Annotated in this window: 12 protein-coding genes; 7 read left to right on the forward strand and 5 right to left on the reverse strand. The window is 71.5% G+C overall.

Annotated features, from left to right (window positions below):
• Positions 1 to 24 precede the first annotated feature (24 nt).
• Together ACWFR3_RS00885 and ACWFR3_RS00890 are read left to right on the forward strand one after the other, a co-directional pair.
• Positions 25 to 3,801, forward strand: a complete 3,777-nt coding sequence (locus tag ACWFR3_RS00885; RefSeq protein WP_453732350.1) for a CHAT domain-containing protein — start codon at positions 25 to 27, stop codon at positions 3,799 to 3,801.
• Between the two features lie 34 nt (positions 3,802 to 3,835).
• Positions 3,836 to 4,423 carry a hypothetical protein gene (locus tag ACWFR3_RS00890; protein WP_453732351.1) on the forward strand — a complete coding sequence of 196 codons (588 nt, stop codon included), beginning with the start codon at positions 3,836 to 3,838 and terminating at the stop codon, positions 4,421 to 4,423.
• Between the two features lie 85 nt (positions 4,424 to 4,508).
• On the opposite strand, the gene ACWFR3_RS00895 is transcribed toward ACWFR3_RS00890, so the two are convergent.
• From ACWFR3_RS00895 to ACWFR3_RS00910, 4 genes are all read right to left on the reverse strand, one after another.
• Positions 4,509 to 6,080, reverse strand: a complete 1,572-nt coding sequence (locus ACWFR3_RS00895; RefSeq protein WP_453732352.1) for a PTS ascorbate transporter subunit IIC — start codon at positions 6,078 to 6,080, stop codon at positions 4,509 to 4,511.
• Positions 6,081 to 6,143: 63 nt separating this feature from the next.
• A complete protein-coding gene (locus tag ACWFR3_RS00900) occupies positions 6,144 to 6,944 on the reverse strand; it encodes a PTS sugar transporter subunit IIA (RefSeq protein ID WP_453732353.1) in 801 nt (266 codons plus the stop codon).
• A 265-nt stretch (positions 6,945 to 7,209) separates the two neighbouring features.
• Complete coding sequence (locus ACWFR3_RS00905) at positions 7,210 to 8,775, reverse strand: alkaline phosphatase D family protein (RefSeq protein WP_453732354.1); 1,566 nt, start codon at positions 8,773 to 8,775, stop codon at positions 7,210 to 7,212.
• Positions 8,772 to 9,350, reverse strand: coding sequence for a phosphoesterase (locus ACWFR3_RS00910; protein WP_453732355.1), 579 nt, complete (start codon positions 9,348 to 9,350; stop codon positions 8,772 to 8,774). The genes ACWFR3_RS00905 and ACWFR3_RS00910 overlap by 4 nt, the downstream gene beginning before the upstream one ends.
• Before the next feature lie 279 nt (positions 9,351 to 9,629).
• Here ACWFR3_RS00910 and ACWFR3_RS00915 point away from each other — a divergent pair, with 279 nt between their 5' ends.
• The 4 genes from ACWFR3_RS00915 to ACWFR3_RS00930 all read left to right on the forward strand — a co-directional run bounded on the left by ACWFR3_RS00915 (position 9,630) and on the right by ACWFR3_RS00930 (position 17,542).
• The gene (locus ACWFR3_RS00915; RefSeq protein WP_453732356.1) at positions 9,630 to 11,363 is read left to right on the forward strand and encodes a chitinase; all 1,734 of its coding nucleotides are present in this window, start codon (positions 9,630 to 9,632) and stop codon (positions 11,361 to 11,363) included.
• Between the two features lie 248 nt (positions 11,364 to 11,611).
• A complete protein-coding gene (locus tag ACWFR3_RS00920; RefSeq protein ID WP_453732357.1) occupies positions 11,612 to 12,598 on the forward strand; it encodes a hypothetical protein in 987 nt (328 codons plus the stop codon).
• Between the two features lie 148 nt (positions 12,599 to 12,746).
• Positions 12,747 to 14,603 carry an HSP90 family protein gene (locus ACWFR3_RS00925; protein ID WP_453732358.1) on the forward strand — a complete coding sequence of 619 codons (1,857 nt, stop codon included), beginning with the start codon at positions 12,747 to 12,749 and terminating at the stop codon, positions 14,601 to 14,603.
• A gap of 2 nt (positions 14,604 to 14,605) precedes the next feature.
• Entirely contained in the window at positions 14,606 to 17,542 is a 2,937-nt protein-coding gene (locus tag ACWFR3_RS00930) for a hypothetical protein (RefSeq protein WP_453732359.1), read from the forward strand.
• Between the two features lie 214 nt (positions 17,543 to 17,756).
• Here the strand turns inward: ACWFR3_RS00930 and ACWFR3_RS00935 are convergent, their stop codons facing one another.
• Positions 17,757 to 18,413, reverse strand: coding sequence for a phosphotransferase (locus ACWFR3_RS00935; RefSeq protein WP_453732360.1), 657 nt, complete (start codon positions 18,411 to 18,413; stop codon positions 17,757 to 17,759).
• 403 nt (positions 18,414 to 18,816) lie between these two features.
• Between ACWFR3_RS00935 and ACWFR3_RS00940 the strand changes: the two genes are divergently transcribed.
• The gene (locus ACWFR3_RS00940; RefSeq protein ID WP_453732361.1) at positions 18,817 to 19,209 is read left to right on the forward strand and encodes a tautomerase family protein; all 393 of its coding nucleotides are present in this window, start codon (positions 18,817 to 18,819) and stop codon (positions 19,207 to 19,209) included.
• Positions 19,210 to 19,221 lie beyond the last annotated feature (12 nt).

Consider the following 19,221-nt stretch of genomic DNA (forward strand, 5'->3'; position numbering starts at 1 on the left):
GGAGCGGAGATGGAGAGGTGAGTCATGACTGACGAGACGCCACGCGGAGAATACGGCGCGGACGCCGCCCGGCAAGCGGCGGCACGGCAGGATCGCGCGGTCGAGGTCGTCCATGCCACGCATCAGCTCATGGAGGAGACGGACTGGTCCGACGAAAGCGCGCTGACCGACGGAATCCGCAAACTCGCCGCCCTGGAGCAGGAGTTGATCGCCCGCAAGGAGGATTTCGCCCTGGTCTTCATACAGCTGGGCCTGCTGCAGGGCGCGCGCTGCCACCTGCGGCGCGAAAGCAAGGGGTGCGACCCCGACGAGCGGGCGGAGGCCATCCAACGCCTGCGCTGGGTCGACCGGAACGGGCCGCTCGACGGCTCTCACGCGGTGCTGTGCCGCATGCTGCTGATGTTCCTGCTCGTGCCCTGGGCCCTGCCGCGGGCCGACGGCACCTATACCGCATTGCAGAACGCGCTGCTCGACGCGGGAGACGGACGGTTGCTGACGGACGCGCTGCGTCGTGACCTGGGCGAAGCGAAGGAAGTGGTCGACCGCATCGCCCGGGCGCCCGGCGACGAGGAATTCCGTTTGCAGACCGCGAGGAACAGGGAGGTCATCGAGCGGATGCTCTCGGCTGGCGAAGCCGCGCCCACGGAGGAAGGCAGGTCCACCCGGCATCCCGGATCCGCCACCTCGGACCCGGCACAGGACACACTCCTGCATGCCGTCAGCGGCTTGACGGAGCTGGCCGCCACCTGCAGCACGGCCCGGTACACCCGCGTCCTCGTATGGCTGTTCGTCGAGCTCTCCGGGTCGGGCCCCAGTGCCGTGCCCGAAGACCTGGGACTGGGCACGGACGTCTCGCGGCTGCTGGGTCAGGCGGCCGCCGGCAGCGCGGCGGGCGCCGAGGGGGTGCGCCGCGCCGCGGACCTGGCCCTGGCGAGCCTGCGTGCGCTGCCGCCGGACACCCCGCAGCGGGGCCGGGTGGCACGACTGCACGCTTTCCTGCTGCTGGTCCTGGAACATCTGACGGGGGAGTACACCGACTGGGCCGAGGTGGAACGGCCCGCACCCCTGGCCGACGGTGACCGTGCGGAGCGCCTGGCGGACTGGCCGATCCGTACAGCCGTGGATCCGGGACTCCACTCGCATCTCGACGCCCAGTTGCGGAACCTCATGGAGTACACCGGCATCCGGGAGCGGCGCATGGCGGCCAACCTGCATCAGCTGCTGGCGCACCGCACGGGTGACATCGGCTATCTGGACGACGCCGCCCAGTTGCTCCGGGATGCGATCGACGCGAGCCCCGCCGGCTCCTGGTGGGCCGTGTCCCTGCAGGCGGACCTGGTCGGCATCACGGACCACGCCGCCGACCACGGCGGCAGCTTCCACGACTCCGACACCGCCCTGGCCACCTTGCGACAGCTCCGCACCGCCTTGGAGCGGGAAGGTTCGGTGCCGCTCGACGCACCCTTCGCCATGGATCTCGCACTCTCCGCTGCCGCCTGCGAACTGCGCTATGCCCAGCGCACCGGGAACCACGGCGCACTGCCCGGCCTGCACGAGGAACTGCGCGGCCGGTACGACGCCCTGTTGCCGGATGACGAGCGGCGCGGGGCGCTGGAGGAGCGGATGGCCGAACTGGACGCGCTCCTGGCACCCGCGCAGCAGGACGGGCCGATGTCCGAAGGCGGCTTCGACCTCACCTGGCGCAAGGAGCCCGAAGCGGCGATCCTGCATGCCGAATTCTCCGTGCTCCGCCGCAGCCTTGATGACCCGCAGGCCTACCACGAGCAGGAGTACGACCGACGAAGCGCTCTCGGCCTGCGCATGCTCTTCGACGTGGTGCGCGGGGACATTTCCGGGGAACTGCTCGACGAGGCCATCTCCGAACTGACCCGCGCCCGCGTCCTGCTCGCCCGCGGACGCGGCCGGGCGCACGGCGCGGACGTCCTGACCAAACTGGGCGAGGCCCACATCATGCGCGCCGCGCGCCACGGCCCGAGCGCCGCCGACGACCGGCACAAGGGCGTGGAGATGTTCCGCGCGGCGCTGGGCGAGCTGGCCGCCGACGTCCTGATCCAGGCGGGCGCCGACCACGGTCTGTCGGCGGCACTCAACGCATCCGTACTGTCGTGGCGGCTGGCACACATCGCCTTCCTCGTCGGCCGGCCCGCGGACGCGGTCGCCGACCTGGAGCGCGGCCGTGCACTGGTCCTGCAGTCGGCCGCCGCCACCCGCGACATCCCCACACTGCTCGAAGCCGCCGGACACCCCGAACTCGCCCGCCAGTGGCGGACCCAGGTCCCCGTCCGCACCCCGCGCCCCGACACGACCGATCACTCCGGCGCCGCGGCAGCCCTCGAGGTCGCTGACCCTGCGGGAAGTTCACCCATCCCCAGCGGGCTGCGGCGCAGGGTGCTCGCGGCCCTCGGCGTAAACCGGGGAGCCTCTGAGGGGTCGGGCGCGCAACGGCTCCTCGGCACCACCGACCCGGCCGAACTGTCCGCGGGGCTCGCCGCCGCGGGCGCCGACGCGCTGGTGTACCTGGTGGCGGGCATCAAGACGGCCGATGGCCTGTTCCCCGGTCGTGCGCTGATCCTGCGCCCCGGCGCGCTCCCTGTCACCCTCGACCTGCCGCAGCTGCGCTATCCGGGCAGCCCACCGCTGGACCACTACCTGGACGCGGCGGCGGAGCGCTCCCGCGCGCTCACCGATCCGGCCATGGAACCCGCGGAGCTGGACGCCCGCGAGGAATACTGGACACAAGCGCTCGCCGCGCTGTGCGACTGGGCGTGGGACGCAGTTCTGGCTCCGGTGCTCGCCGCCCTGCCCTCCGAGCCCGCCGGCCGACCGCCGCGGATCGTCCTGGTGCCGTGCGGTCCGCTGGGCGTCGTCCCCTGGCACGCCGCACGCAGCAGGGACGCCGGCGGGCACGGGCATCAATACGCCTGCCAGCAGGCGGTCATCAGCTACGCGCCCTCCGGCGCCCAGTTCCTGGCCGCATCGGCCCGGCGCCGGATGCCCTTCGCCGCCGGGCCGCAGGTCCTCGTTGCCGACCCCGAACTTACCCTTCCCTGGGCCGAGTTCGAAGTCGAGGCGCTCCGCTCCGGCTGCTACGACCAGGCCCTGCGGTACGGGGAGTTCCTGTCCGCCGACGGAGAGCGGGACGCCGAGGGAACGCCGCAGGATCTGCTCACCGTGCTGCCCGGCGGCACGACGCCCGCCTCTCTGATCCACCTGTCGTGCCATGCCGTCGCCGCGCCCCGGCCCACCGACTCGGAGCTCCGCCTCGCGGTGCCGCCCGGTGCCGGACCCGATGGCGGGCGGCTCGCCGTGGCAGACGTGCTTGACGCCTGCGCCGACCGGGGACGGGACATGGCGGGACCGCTGGTCGTCCTGAGCGCCTGCGAGACCGACCTGAGCACGGGCCACCACGACGAGGCGCTGACCCTGGCCACCGCACTGGTCACCGGCGGAGCCGCCGACGTCGTGGGCTCCCGCTGGGCGGTGCGTGACGGTCCGACCTCGGTGATGATGGCGGTCTTCCACCACCACCTCACCGCCGGCGGACTTGCCCCGCCCGACGCCCTGCGCGCCGCCCAGCTCTGGATGCTCGACCCGCACCGCAAACCGCCGCCCACCCTCCAGGGCCCTCTGCGGACCGAAGCCACCAGGCCCGACCTCCACCACCTGCAACATTGGGCGGCGTTCACCCATCAAGGCAATCCGGCGCCGAGCGGCCGATGGGGAACACAGGAGAGCGCCCGGTGCACCGATAGGGTCGGGCGGGGTGATCATTCGGAATGATCGTTCGGGATGAGCAGCTGAGGGGGACGGCGCGGTGGGCGGCGATTGGATCACCTTGGCGGCCGCTACGGCCGGTGTGCTGGGCACGCTGGGAGCGGCTCTGCTGACCCAGCGGCGGGCCGATCAGACCAAGCGGATGGAACTGCAGGCTCTCGCCGCTTCCCAGCGGGAGGAACGCCGGCACACCGAGCGGGTACGCCGGGCCGAGCACGCGGAGGCGGCGCACCGCGAGCTGCTCGCACTGCGGCGTGCGTGCTACATCGCCTTCAACACCGCCGCACGCCAGTACCAGACAGCTCAGGTCAACCTGTTGCACGCGTTGCGCTCCGGCACCGAGGTCGACGCGTGCAGGGAGCAACTCGAGACCCAGCGGCTGGCCCATCGGGACAGCTATGCGGAGGCGGAGATGATCCTGCCCGCGGCGGTGTTCTCGGTGGCGCGGGAAGCCAATCAGCAACTCAACGCCAGCTACGGACGGCTCAAGCAGATCGAGGGCCAACTGGAGACGCGTGAGCGGGAACTTGACGACTTCGACGTGGACATCGAGGTGTCCTGGGCGCTGCTGAGCGGACTGCGTCATGCCATGCGCCACGATCTCGGCGTGGACCAGGCTTCGCTCTGATCCCGCTGCCAGGTCGTCCACCTTGAACGACGCGGCACCCGCCCCTCGGTCCGTAGCGTGACCGAGCGGCGGGTGAGAGGAGGGCCTATTCCTCCGGCCGGGGCGGCTTCGGCGCGCCCGCGGGCGGGGCGATCTTCGCGTACTGGCGGGTCGTGGTCGGGGCGGAGGTCTCCTGGGCCTCGAGGGTCTCCCGCGCGGTGGGAGGCAGGAGCTTGTCGCGCCCGGCTCCCGGGTCCCAGCCGGTGTCGACGACCTTCTTCTGCCAGGCGATGGCGGCGACGAGGATGACGACGCCGATCAGCAGCATGAGGACGATGCCGGCCACCGAGCCGGCCTTCGCCGCGTTACCGATGATCAAGCCGAACCAGCCGAAGTCGGCGTCCCCGAAGGTGGTGTTGGCCGAGCCGAACGAGCCCAGCACTCCGAGCAGGAACGCCGGCAGGAGGGTGATGATGACGCCGTTGAGGAACGCGCCGACGGCGGCGCCGCGCCGGCCGCCCGTCGCGTTGCCGAAGACGCCGGCCGCGCCGCCGGTGAAGAAGTGCGGGACCAGGCCCGGCAGGACAAGGGCCGTGCCGAACGCGGGGTTGAGGACTCCGGCCAGCAGCCCCAGGGTGACCAGGCCGCCGGTGAAGGAGCAGATGAAGCCGACCAGGACGGCGTTTTGCGCGTAGGGAAAGACGATGGGTGCGTCCAGGGCGGGGATGGCGCCGGGCACGACCTTCTGGGCGATTCCCTGGAAGGCGGGGACGAGTTCACCCAGGATCGTGCGGACGCCGAAGAGGATGACGGCGACGGCGATGCCGAACTGCAGGCCCTGGCCGAGGGAGGACATCAGGTAGTTGCCGATGCCGGTCGAGCCGGGGTCACCCTTGCCCGAGGAGTACGCCTGGAATGCCTCCGTCCTGCCGGCCTTGGCCAGGAACACAATGGCCATGATCATGTAGATGAGGACCATGGACAGGGCCGTTGCCACCATCGAGTCGCGCAGGAAGCGCAGGCCCTCGGGGAGGTTCATCTCCTCCGTGGAGCGGCTCTTCTTGCCGATGGCCTGACCGGTCGCGCCGGAGACGATGTAGCCGGCCGTGCCGAAGTGCCCGACGGCGACGGTGTTGTTGCCGGTGACGCGTTTGGTCCAGGGATGGGCGAAGGCCGGCATCGCCACCAGCATGATGCCCAGCAGGACACCGCCGGCCACGACCACGACCCACGAGGTGACTCCTGCCGTGGCCAGGACCATCGTCAGCAGAGTCGCCATGAACAGCATGTGATGGCCGGTCAGGAACACGTACGAGAGCGGTGTGAAGCGCGCCAGGAGCAGGCTGACGAGGAACCCGAGGATCATCAGCCACGCCACGCGCGAGCCGTACTCGGCCTGGGCGATGCCGACGATGGCCTCATTGGTGGGGATGACGCCGTGCGAGCCGGTCGCACCGGTGATCATCTTGCCGAGCGGTTCGAGCGAGGCGGTGACCAGGGTCGCGCCCGCGCCGATCAGCAGGAAGCCGAGCGTCGCCTTGATGGCGCCGCCGACGACTTGGCCGGCCGACTTCTTCAGGGCGATGAGGCCGACGGCGGTGATGATGCCGATGAGATAGGCGGGGACGGCGAGGATTTCATTGACGATGAATTTCGCGATGTCGACAAGGACGTTCATGGGGTTCCCGGGTTTTCCTGGAGGTTCGGCGGGGAGGGGCGCGGTGCGGGGGAGGCCGCAGGCTCAGACGTCGTAGAGATCACGCAGTGCGGCGTCGACTTCCTTGGTGTTGGTGAAGTCCTCGATCACCCGCACCGGCACGCCCACGTCGCCCAGCGCCCTGGCGATCTCACGGGAGGTCAGGATGGCGACGGCCTCCGAGGCCTTGCCCTTGGCGGAGATGGTGTCGGTCGCCTCGGTGTTGATGTAGCGGGACCACTTCCAGCGGTCGAGTACCTTGTCGAGCGTCGACTTGAGGAACAGGCTTGTCCCGACGCCGTTGCCGCAGACGGTGAGGATGGTGTGTGTGCCGCCGGAGCCGCTGGCGGCCTTGGTGGCCGCGGGCTCGGCCGGCTCCGCCGCCTCGGCCGGCTCCTCGGCCCGTACGAGGATCTGGCGCACCGACTCGGGGGTCGGCGCCTGGTCCAGGGCGTCGACCGTCTCCGGGTCGGCCAGCAGCCGGGCGAGGGCGCCCATCGCCTGTGTGTGCGCAGAGGCGTCCGTCGCGGCCAGGGCGACGACGAGGCGGACCGGGTCATTCGACTCGTGGCCGAACGGGACGGGCTCGACCAGACGCACCCAGGACATGCCGGTGTGATGCACGGCGGGCGACGGCCGTGCATGGGCGAAGGCGAAGCCGGGAGCGACGACGATGTACGGTCCGTTCTCCTCCACCGTACGGAGCATCTCCCGGGTGTACACGTCCGTACTGACGCCGTTGGCGACCAGGAGGTCCCCGGCGGCACGGATGGCGCCCTGCCAGTCGGGAGCGGGGGCGTCGAGGCGGATGGCCTCGACGGGGAGCAGTTCGGTGAGCTGGGGCATGAGGCAGGGATACCTCATCGGGGCCCGAAACTGATGAAGATGCAGTCGGGGTCCCGGGGTGACGTGTCGCGGCCGTCGTCACCTTCTCCGCTGGATGGCCCTCGGTACGTCCTCTGCCGCGCGGCACCTCCCCGCTCACGTGCGGCGGAGGCGGATCGTGGGGACGCTGCGTCGATCCGCTCCGCGCCGGACAGCGTCTGCAGCCGCGTGGCGAACGGCACCCGGGCGTGCCCCGGCCCGGCCGGGGCACGCCTGAGATCCGGTGTCAGTCCCGGCGGTACTGGGCGGGCGACCCCTTGGTGTCCTCGTCCTCGTAGGACCCGGCCGTGCCCCGGTCGACATGGAACGTCGTCAGGGTGCTGACGGGCGAGTGCGGGTCCCGGCGGTCACCGATGACCCGCATGTGCGCGCTGAAGCGTTCCGGTGTCACCTCGTACACGTCGTAGCCGTACCGGTTGCCCTCGAAGTACTTCAGGTGCGGATTGGCCTGGCCCATCAGGGGGCCGTTGGCCGCGTTCCAGTCCGCGGAGTACGCGCCGGAGGTCACCGAGTGCGCGGTGAACTCCGTTCCCAGCAAGGGGGATTCAGGATCGTCGAAGTCGGTGCGGATGTCGTCGACGAACGCCGAGTGCCAGTCACCGGTGATCACGACCAGGTCCTCCAGGCCGCTGTCGTGCACGTGCGCCAGGACCTCCTTGCGCTCGGCGAGGAAGCCGTCCCACTGGTCGGTGAACATGTACGAGCCGCCGGGACGGCCCCTCAGCTGGCTCAGCATGATCGAGTTGGCCCATACGTGCCAGGCGTCGGGGGCGCGGTCGACGGTCTTCTTCAGCCAGGCCTTCTGCTCGGTGCCCAGGATGGTGCCGTCGGGCAGGTTCTGTGCCGAGCGGTAGGAGCGCAGGTCCAGGACGGCGAGCTCCAGCAGGTCGCCCCAGCGCCGCACCCGGTGGATCTCCGGGTCGGGCAGTGCGGACCCGCCGAAGGAGTCGCGGTGCGGCATGTGCTCGAACCACGCCTGGTAGGCGGCCGCGCGGCGCCGCATGAGCGGGGCGCCGCCGCCGGTGCCGCTGTAGTCATTGACCACCTCGTGATCGTCCCAGGTCAGGAACCACGGGTGGGCGGCGTGTGCCTCGCGCAGCGACTTGTCGCCCTTGTACAGGGCGTGCCGCTTGCGGTAGTCGGCGAGCGTGAGGATCTCCGGGCCGTCGTGGTCCCGCACGTGCTGCTCGGGGACGCCGCCGACCTGGCCGTGCTCGTAGATGTAGTCGCCCAGGTGTATGACGAAGTCGACGTTCTCGCGGGCGATGCCGCGATGGGCGGCGTAGAAACCGTCGTGGAACGCCTGGCAGTTGGCGGCCGCGAAGGTGACCTTGGAGACGCGGCCGCGCGGCGCCGTCTTCGTACGCCCGACGCGGCTGGTTTTTCCGAGTGCCTTGAACGCGTACCAGTAGTGGCGGCCCGGGGCGAGGCCGTTCACCGGGACGTGCACGCTGTGGCCGAGTGTCGCGGAGGCCGGTGCCGTGCCCCGGGCGACTATGCGGCGCAGCCGGGGGTCCTTGGCGACGACCCACTCGACCTCGACGACCTCGGGAAGTCTCTGCTCGGCGGCGAGCGGTTCGGGGGCGAGTCTGGTCCACAGCACCACGGAGTGCGGCTGCGGATCACCGGAGGCGACGCCGAGGGTGAAGGGGGCGCGGTCGTACTCGGCACCCAGGTTCTCGGCGGCCTCGCGGGCCTGCGCCGGGGTCAGGCCCGCGGCGAGCGGCCAGGCCAGGCTGAGCGCGCCGGCGGTCGCGGCGGACTTGAGCAGGTCACGGCGGTTGACGGTCATCGGCGGGCTCCGGTGGCGCTGAGGGTGAGGGAAAGGGCGTCCGCGTAGCCGTCGTTGGAGGTGCCGCCGCCGCTGCGCGTGAAGACGAGCAGGATGCGTGCCGAGCGGGCGGTGGGCGGCACGGCGGCCTCGGCCGTCCGCTCCAGGAGCCCGGTCTTGTTCTGCCGGTCGGCCGCGCTGACGGGGCCCAGGACGCTGAGGGCGAGCGGGGTGTTCTTGGCGTCGCGGAACTCCACGGACAGGCGCGCGCCGTCCTCCTGCCCGGCATAGCCGCCGAGCCAGCCGGCCAGTGTGTAGCGGACCTTGCCCGCGTCGACGGCGCGGCGTCCGGTCGGGCCGCCGCCGGGCAGGTCGATGTCCTGCACCAGCGCGGTGCGCGGGCTGTTGCCGCCCGAGAAGAAGCGGCTGCCGCGGCGGGCCGGTCCGGCGTCCGACTCGGTCGGGTAGCCGCCGCCGAGGCTGTAGGCGATGAGCGCCGGGGCTCCCTGGGCGACCTTCCAGCCGCGGACTGCCGGGACGGGATCGGCGCTGCCGCCGGACCCGCTCTCCGCGTCGCCGTTGACGACGAGATTCACGCATGCCTCCTGTGATCGGTGAGTTGAGCGCGGTCAGCCCACCAGCCCCGCGTGAACCAGGAGAAGCATTCCGGCGAATTCTGTTACCGCCGGGCACCGCCGGACGTCGCTGCGCATCGCCGTACGCAGCCGGTTCAGTCGCGGGTGCCTCGAGCGTTCCGCGGTCGGGACGTTTCGCCAGAGGTCTTGACAACTCGATTGGTCTGGACCAGCTTTGCGCACAGTAGCGGTGGCCACCGACTCTCACCGTCGTCCTTCACCTCTTTCTGGAGGCATTTCGTGGACCGTGTACGTAAGGGCAGACCCGGCGTTCGCCGGAGAATCGGCACGGCGATCGCCGTCGGCGCGGCCGCAGCTCTCGCCGTCACCGCGCTCGCCGCGCCCGCGCAGTCGGCGGACGCCAAGGCGGACGCCGCGGCAGCGGACGTCAACGTGGCCAAGAACGCCGGGTTCGAGTCGGACCTGAGCAACTGGACCTGCGCCGCCGGCAGCGGCGCCGCCGTGACTTCCCCCGTGCACGGTGGCACCAAAGCGCTCAAGGCCACTCCCTCGGGCCAGAACCACGCCGAGTGTTCCCAGATCGTCAAGGTGAAGCCCAACTCGACGTACAAGCTCAGCAGTTGGGTGCAGGGCAGCTATGCCTACCTCGGCGCCCGCGGCACCGGCACCACCGACGTGTCGACCTGGACGCCGGGCACCTCGTCCTGGCAGCAGCTCTCCACCAGCTTCACCACCGGCGCGAACACCACGTCGGTCACCGTGTACACGCACGGCTGGTACGGACAGAGCGCGTACTACGTCGACGATGTGAGCGTCCTCGGTCCCGACGGGGGCGGCGGCACCGACCCGGTGGAGATACCGGCCGTGCCGGCCGGCCTCAAGGCGGGCACGACGACGTCCACGTCGGTGGACCTGTCCTGGACCCCGGTGTCCACGGCCACCGGATACACCGTCTACCGCGACGGCACCAAGGTGGCCTCGGCCGGCGGCGCCTCCACCACCGTCACCGGTCTGACGCCGGACACCGCCTACAGCTTCCAGGTCAGCGCCTCGAACGCGGCCGGTGAGTCCGCGAAGTCGACGGCCGTGTCCGCACGGACCGCCAAGGGCGGCGGCGGAGACGGCGGCACCGTGCCCAAGCACGCACTGACCGGCTACTGGCAGAACTTCGACAACGGCGCGACCGTGCAGAAGCTGCGCGATGTGTCCGCGCAGTACGACATCATCGCCGTCTCCTTCGCCGACGCCACCACCACGCCCGGCCAGATCACCTTCAACCTCGACCCGGCCGTCGGCTACGCCTCCACCGCCGACTTCAAGGCGGACATCGCCGCGAAGAAGGCCGCGGGCAAGTCCGTCATCCTCTCGGTCGGCGGCGAGAAGGGCACCATCTCGGTCAACAGCGACGCCTCGGCGACCGCGTTCGCCAACAGCGCCTGGGCGCTGATGCAGGAGTACGGGTTCAGCGGCGTCGACATCGACCTGGAGAACGGCCTCAACCCCACCTACATGAGCAAGGCGCTGCGCCAGCTGTCCGCGAAGGCGGGCCCGAACATGGTGCTCACGATGGCGCCGCAGACCATCGACATGCAGTCCACGTCCGGCGGCTACTTCCAGACGGCGCTGAACGTGAAGGACATCCTCACGGTCGTCAACATGCAGTACTACAACAGCGGTTCGATGCTGGGCTGTGACGGCAAGGTCTACAGCCAGGGCAGCGTGGACTTCCTGACCGCGCTGGCCTGCATCCAGCTGGAGGGCGGCCTCGACCCCTCGCAGGTCGGCATCGGCGTCCCGGCGTCCACGCGCGGCGCGGGCAGCGGCTACGTGGCCCCGTCGGTCGTGAACAACGCCCTGGACTGCCTGACCCGCGGCACCGGCTGCGGCTCCTTCAAGCCGTCCAAGACCTACCCGGCGCTGCGCGGCGCCATGACGTGGTCCACCAACTGGGACGCGACGGCGGGCAGTACGTGGTCGAACTCCGTCGGGCCCAAGGTGCACAGCCTTCCGTAGCGGACGGACGGACGACACGGGCGGCCGAGTCCTTCCCCCCGGCCGCCCGGAGTCCTGGCAGTGCAGTACAGCCAGTACTGCCCTGCCAGGGCCCGGCGCGGGAACCCCACGAGCCGGAGCCTGGCGAGGGTCCGGCGCGGCTCCACCGGCTGGCCCGTGAAGTGAATGTGAATACCCTGTGGATTTCGTGTCGGTGGGTCCGCCTATGCTGCACCGGACGATCACGCGGGACCAGGGGAGGGCGCGGCATGCTCGGCAAGCTGTTCGGCAGGGGCCAGGAGAGACCCGAGGCGGATCCGTACGCCCTTCCCGTCCCGCGCAGGCAGAGAAACGGGACCTACACGTTGCGGGCGCTGGGGGACGTGCGGGTGCTCGCGCTGGTGGAGGCGGCCGAGGCCGGTGACTGGGCGGCGGTCAAGGCGGCGCTGGCGCCCTTCGATCTCGGCCGCGACCACCACATCCTCGGCGAACTGGCCGACCTGGGCGGCGTGCAGGACTGGATCGGCCGCGCCGTCGCGGAGGACAAGGAAGACCGGGCGACCGCCCTGCTGATATCCGGGGCACGGCACATCAGCTGGGGCTGGGAGGCGCGTACCGCCGATCGCGCCGTGAACGTCTCGCAGGACCAGTGGCGGGTGTTCCACGAGCGGCTGCGTATCGCCGAGGAGCAGCTGTTCGAGGCCGCTGAGTTGCAGCCGGAATGGGTCACGCCGTGGCGCCGCCTGCTCACCTCCGGCCGCGGCATGTCGGTGGGCCACGCCATCAACGAGACCCGCCTCCATGCCGCCCTGCGCCGCAACCCGCTGGACCTGGAGACGCACCTCGAATGGCTGTCGCAGATGCAGCCCCGGTGGGGCGGCGAGCCGGGCCAGGCCCTGGCGTTCGCCCGCGACGCCTTCGCCCGCGCCCCGCAGGGACACCGTCTCGGCTGCGTGATCGCCATGGCGCACATCGAGGACTGGGTCGAGTCGGACAGCGGGGACTGCCTCGAAACCCCGCAGATACGCGACGAGTTGCGCGCCGCGGCCGACCGCAGCATCCTCCACCCCGCCTATGTGCGCCGCCCGGGCTGGCAGGGCGACTTCAACATGTTCGCCATGGCCCTGTCGCTGGCCGAGGAGCGCCACACGATCCGGCGCGTCTTCCAGACGCTCGACGGCGCCTACACCAGCTGGCCGTGGGAGTTCCTCGCCGAGCCCGAGAAGCGCTTCGCCCGCCACCACCGCCACGCCTGAAGACGCGCTCTTCCCGGCCGGCCTGCCCGCCAGCACCGCCACGCCTGAACGCGCCGTTCCCGGCCAGCCTGCCTGCCGCCGCCACGCCCGGGGGCCTGCCGCTCCCGATCTGCCCGCCCCCTGCCGCTCCTCCCACTCCGGACTGCCGATGACTCTGCCCCACACCGCCGCGACCCCGGTCGGCGCCGACCACACCTTCCAGGTGGATCTGCGCGGCCTCGTCGACCTGCTCTCCCACCACCTCTACTCCAGCCCCCGTGTCTACCTGCGCGAACTGATGCAGAACGCGGTGGACGCGCTGACCGCCCGCCGCGGTCTTGAACCGGACGCCCCGGCCGAGGCCTTCGGTATCCGCCTGTACGCCGACGGCGCGATGGTGCGCGTCGAGGACGACGGCGTTGGACTCACCGAGGCCGACGTCCACACCTTCCTCGCCACGATCGGCCGCAGCAGCAAGCGCGCCGAGCAGATCGCCGAACAGCGCGGTGACTTCATCGGCCAGTTCGGCATCGGGCTGCTCTCCTGCTTCCTGGTCGCCGACGAGATCCACGTCGTCAGTCGATCCGCCCGCGCCCCCGACGCGCCGGTCGTGGAGTGGCGGGGCCGCGGCGACGGCAGCTACACCATCCGCGCCCTGCCAGCCTCCGCCCGCCCCCGGCCCGGCACCACCGTCACGCTGACGCCGCGTGCCGACGCGGGCGAGTGGACCCGGCCGGCGCAGGTGCACGCGCTGGCCCGGCACTTCGGCTCCCTGCTGCGCCACCCGGTGACCTTCGACGACGGCACGGGCGGAGCACACGGCCCGGGCGCCCGCGTCAACGCCGAGCCCGCACCCTGGGCGCGCACCTACCCCACACCCGGAGCCCGCTCCCGCGCGCTGGCCGCCTGGGGCGAGGAGGTCTTGGGGTTCACGCCGCTGGACACCATCGAGCTCGACCTGCCGGCCGTGGGCCTGAAGGGCATCGCGTGCGTGCTGCCCGAGGCGGTGCCGGCCGGGCGCCGCCACGGCCACCGCGTGCACGTCAAGGGCATGCTGCTGTCCGAGCAGGCCGAGGAGATCCTGCCCGAGTGGGCGTTCTTCGTCCGCTGCGTCGTCGACGCCGAGAGCCTGCGCCCGACGGCATCGCGCGAGTCCCTCTACGAGGACGACACCCTCGCCGCCGTCCGCGAGGCCCTCGCCGAGCGGCTGCGCGCGTGGATCGCCCGGGCCGCCGCCAGCGACCCCGACCTGCTCGCCCGCTTCCTGCAGGCCCACCACCTGGCCGTGAAGTCGCTGGCGGTGCACGACGACGAGATCCTGCGGATGCTGCTGCCCTGGCTGCCGTTCGAGACCAGCGACGGGCACACCACCCTCGACGCCTTCGCGCGCACCCACCGCACTGTGCTCGTGACCTCGAGCGTGGAGGAGTTCCGGCAGATCGCGGCGATCGCCTCGGCCGCCGGCCTGGGCGTCGTCAACGGCGGCTACACCTACGACCGTGAACTGGTCCACCGGCTGCCCGAGATCAGGCCCGAGGTCAGCGTCGCCGACCTCGACCCGGCGGTTTTGACCGCCCACCTGGACCCCGTCGACCGCGAGACGGAACTGGCCGCCGCGGCCTACCTCGCCCGGGCCCGCGACGCCCTGGCCGTCTTCGACTGCGACGTCGCGCTGCGCACCTTCCAGCCCGCCTCCGCCCCCGCCCTGCTCATCGACAGCCGCGAGGCCCGGCACGAGCGCACCCGCTCCCAGCTCGCCCGGGAGCAGGAGGGCGGTCTGTGGGGCGACATCCTGGGCGCCCTGCGCCAGGAGGCCCCGCGAGCCCAGCTGATCCTCAACCAGCTCAACCCGCTGGTGCGCACCGCCGTGGCCATCGACGAGCCCGAGCTGGCCCGCACCAGCGCCGAAGCCCTCTACGGGCAGGCCGCGCTGCTGTCCCGGCGCCCGCTCCGGCCCGCCGAATCGAGCCTGATCAACCGCTCCTTCCTCGACCTTCTCGCCCACGCCCTGCGCAAGGACAACTGACGATGCCGACCGCACCCCAGACCACCGACGCGCTCTACGAGGCGCTCCAGGAGAACGACGAGCGCCCCTACGGCCGCACCCGGACCGTCAGGGCCGAGGAACTCGTCGACGCCGCCGAGCAGTTCGACCAGCCCGTCCCGCTCGTCCACGCGCTGCTCGAACTCCAGGAGGCCTACACCTACGGCTCCGAACCCCGCAAGTCGCCCGTCGTCTTCGCCCGCCTGCTCACCCTCTTCGACGAGCAGCCCGACGTCTTCGACGAGCGCCTGCGCCACCTGCTGTTCTGGCGGTTCAAATGGGTGGCCCACGCCCTGCGCGCCCTGCCCGAGATACCGCTGTCCAGCCTGCGCCAGTGGCTCACGGAGATGCGCGACCGCTACACGAAGGCCGACCTGGGCCTCCAGCCCTACTACGGACAGGCCTACCAGCTCGCCGCCCACCTCGGCCAGGACACGCAAGCGGCCTACGAGCTGTGGGCGGGCCGCACCCGCACCCCCTTCAGCGACTGCGAGGCCTGCGAGATCTGCTCCCGCGCCCGCCACCACCTCGCGGCAGGCGACGACGAGCGGGCGCTGCGCGCCTGGGAACCCGTCCTCGCCGGGAAGGAATCCTGCCAGGAGGAGCCGGCCCGCTCCATCTCCTACGCGCTGTTGCCCCTGGTGCGCACCGGCCACACCGACCGGGCCCGCGCCCTGCACCTGACCGGCTACCGCGGCTGCCGGCGCAACCCCGCGATGTCCGGCGACATCGGCAGGCACCTGGAATTCTGCGCGCTGACCGGCAACGAGGCCCGCGGTCTGGAACTGCTCGCCGAGAACCGCAACCTGTTCGAGGAGGTGGAATCGCCGCTGGACCTGTTCGACTTCCTCACCGGCGCGGAAGTCCTCCTCAAGCGCGTCGAACTCCTCGGGCACGGCGACCTGCCCGCCGCCGGATACGCCGGACGCACCTGGACGGTGGCCGGCCTGCGCGCCGAGGTGGGCAACCGCGCCCGGGACCTCGCCGCCCGCTTCGACGCCCGCAACGGCACCACGGCCCACACCGACCAGCGCAGCGCCCGCCTCGAGGGCACCCCGCTCCTGGACGCCCTGGAACTGACCCTGCGCACCCGGGGCCTCGACGACATCGCCCCGGCCGCGCCGCTCGCCGCACCCGCCGCCAGCCCGGCCGCCGCCGTCCCCGAGTCGCTGCCCGACCTCATCCTCCACGCACGGGCTCTGGACGAGCAGGCACACCCGGACGCGGGGGCCTGCTGGAAGCAGCTGCGCACGCTCGCCGCCGCCCGCTCCTACACCCACCCCCAGGACCCGGCCGTGGGCCCCCTCGCCCAGCTGCGCGCGGACCTGCTGAGCGACGAGGCCAACCGGGCCGGACAAAAGGACCAGTACGCCGACGCCGCCGCCCTCAACGAAGAGGCCGCCGGCCTGTACGAGGACGCCGGCGCACCGGGCCACGCGGCGCTCGCCCGCGCCTGCGCCCTGCTAGCCGCCGCCGAAGACCCCGCGCAGGACGCCGGGGAGACGGAGGCGAAGACGACCGCGCTGACCGCCGCCCACGTGACCATGGTCGGCCTCCACGAGCAGACACCCGGTTTGGCCCCCTACCAGGAGGCCCGCCTGCTGCGCATGCGGGCGGCCGCGCTCTGCCTGCGCCTGCAGACCTCACGGAGCCAGGAGCACGCCGAGCCCGCCTTCGCCGAGATCAACCTGCTGCAGGACTTCGCCACCCGGCACGACCTCGCCGGCCAGATCGCCAATGCCCAGCTGCTGCGGGCCAGCACACACGCCCTCTCCGGCGCCCTGCTCGCCGCCGTCACCGAGGCCGACGCCCTCCTGGACCGGCTCAACACGCACGGCCCCGCCTGGCACCTGCCCCGCACGCTCGGCCTGCGCGGCCGCATCCAACTGGGCCTGAACGACGCGCAGGCCGCACACGCGGACCTGACCGAGGCCCTGCGCCTGGCCGCCGACTGGCCGGCCGAATTCGTCGATGCCACCCGCCTCCACGGCGATCTGGCCCAAGCCTGCATGCGCCTGGACCGCCCCGACGAGGCACTGCGCCACCTGACGCGGTCGGCGGAACTGGACCTGCGCCTCGGCAACCGGACCGACGCGTTCTGCACCTACAGCAATGCGGCCCAACTCAGCCTCGATCTGGGACGCATCGAGGACTGCATCGCCCTGCTCGACTCCCTGCTGGCCGAACCGGATGTCGCCGGCGGAGAGCTGGACGACCGGCTCGCGGCCCAACTGCGCCTGATCCGCGCCCGTGCGCTGCACGCGGGGGAGGACCTCAAGGCCGCCACGGCAGAGTTCGTCGCCCTCGCCGCCGAATCGGCCGGCTGGGACGACGACCCGGCAAGCCACTCCATGATCGCCGGCGAGACGGCCGTACTCCTCGGTGAATCCGGCGAGTTCGACCAGGCCCGCAAAGCCGCCGACCAGGCGCTCGCCGCCCACGCCCGGGCCCCTCGCTACGAACAGCTCAGCAACTGCCTGCGCGAACTCGCCCGCCTCCAGACCCGGCAGCAGGGCCCCGACGGCCTGGCCGACGCCCTCACCTACCTCGCCGACGCCGGCCGGATCGCCGACGAGGCCCGCGCCGCCGCCCACACGACGCACGGCCGCTCCCTGGACACCGCGCTGGCCTACGAATACGGGCGGGTCAACGCCCACGCCGGTGAGTACCAAGACGCCCTGGCAGCCCTGGAGAAGGCCCTGACCCTGCTCGGCGAACCGGCAGCGGACGATGAGGGCCGCGCCGGCGAATGGGCCGAGTGCGTCCGTCTCGCGAGCGCGGTGGAGGGCATCTACCTGGAACGCCCCGCCCCCGCCCTCACCCGCCTCGACGAGGCAGTCGCCCGCCTGAACGCCCTGGGCCACACCGAGGACACCGAGCCACTCACCTCCCTGGCCGCCCGACTGCGCGACGAGGAGTAACGCGGCGGGGCCGGCACCGGGGGAGAAGCGGGCCACCGGACGTAAGCGCGGTCACTATCCACTGAGTGAGGGCTGTTGCGCGTCATAAAGCTCAGTCCGCGCCCGGGCGTCTGCGCCGTGCGCGCTCGGTGAGCGACGGCGGTTGCCTTGCAGCGTCGGCCTGATAGAGGGGATGGCGGGCGAGGCCGTCGTCCCTGCCGTGTGCGGCCGGGCTTCAGCGCGCGCGCTGTTCCGCCAGGTCCAGCCAGTGGTCCACGTCGGTGGGGGAGAAGTGGCGGATCGCCCAGTCGACCATGCGCAGACTCATGTGGGCCCAGGCTGATTGCAGCAGGTCTTCGGGCAGCGCATCGAGGACCGCGTCGAGATGCCGGGTCACCCCCGGCTCGGTGTCCGTGGCGTGGATGCCGAAGCGCAGGGTGACCAGGTCGAATCGGTGATCGCCGCGGGCGGCCCCGTCCCAGTCGATGATTCCTGTGATCGTTCCTCCGGCGGCCAGCATGTTGCCGGGGTGAAAGTCCGTGTGGACGGCGTCGGTTGAGGCCAGGAGGGCGGGAGGGCCGCTGCCGACCGCGGTGATCCAGTGTTCGAGTGCGGCGGTACGGCGGCTGTGCCGGAGCAGGGGCTCGTGCAGGCAGTATCCGGGGCCGTCTTCGAGCAGGTGCAGGTCCATCGTGGGGATGCCGGTGCGGTGGGCGAGCATGCCGCGTTGCATCTGGTTGAGCGCGATGGCCTGCTCCAGGCCGCGGCGGTCGAAACGGCCGATCTGTGTGCCTGGCAGGAGTTCTTGCACTATGACCGCCGCATGCCCGACTTGGGCGACCAGTTCGGTGGCGGGTGCCGGGTAGCCCGCCAGCCGGAGTGCTTCGGTCACCGCCAGCGGCCCTGTCTGCAGCCCGCGGCCCGGCATTGCGGTCTCCACTTGAGGACGGAGCGTCGGCCATCAGGCCAGCGCACATAGGCCGCACCCACCTGCCCGCCGGGACAGGGACCGTCGACTCGCAGGCGGACACCGGTCTGCGCATGGAGAGCATCGGTCATCCGGCGGGCATCCAGCCGTTCGGCACGGGCCCAACTCTGCGGTGAGGAAGTCACCGTGCCGATTAAAGCCGCTCGCCGTCGTCACAGGGGCCTCTGGTGGTGGGCGGTCTCCGCCGGCTTCGGCATCCCGTGGCGCAGGCTGTGCGGCTGCTTCCGGCACAGGGACGCGGCTACCGGCTGTACCTACTGGTATGTACAGTGATCAAATTACATCGCAGACCGATCCTGGAGGCAACATGCCACTCGTCCGCATTGACGCCATGCACTGCGACGCACAGCGGTTGAAGGCACTGGGACGGGCCGTCCACGAGGCGCTCGGCGAGACGATGGGCTTCCCCGACGACGACCACTTCCAGATCCTGACCGCCCACGACGGAGAGCACGGCGTGCTGCGCCACGGCACCTATCTCGGCGTGCAGCGCGAAGAGGGCATCGTGTACGTGGCCATCACGCTGCGGGCCGGCCGCCCGGACACGCAGAAGCAGGCCCTCTACCGGCGCATCGCCGAACTCGCCCGGGACTACGCAGGTACCGAATCGCGCAACATGTTCGTCGTGCTGACCGAGAACGACAATGCCGACTGGTCACTCGGCAACGGCGAGGCCCAGTACCTCCAACGACAGCAGTGATGAGCAGAAGCA

The sequence above is a fragment of the Streptomyces sp. NPDC055189 genome (assembly GCF_053606765.1).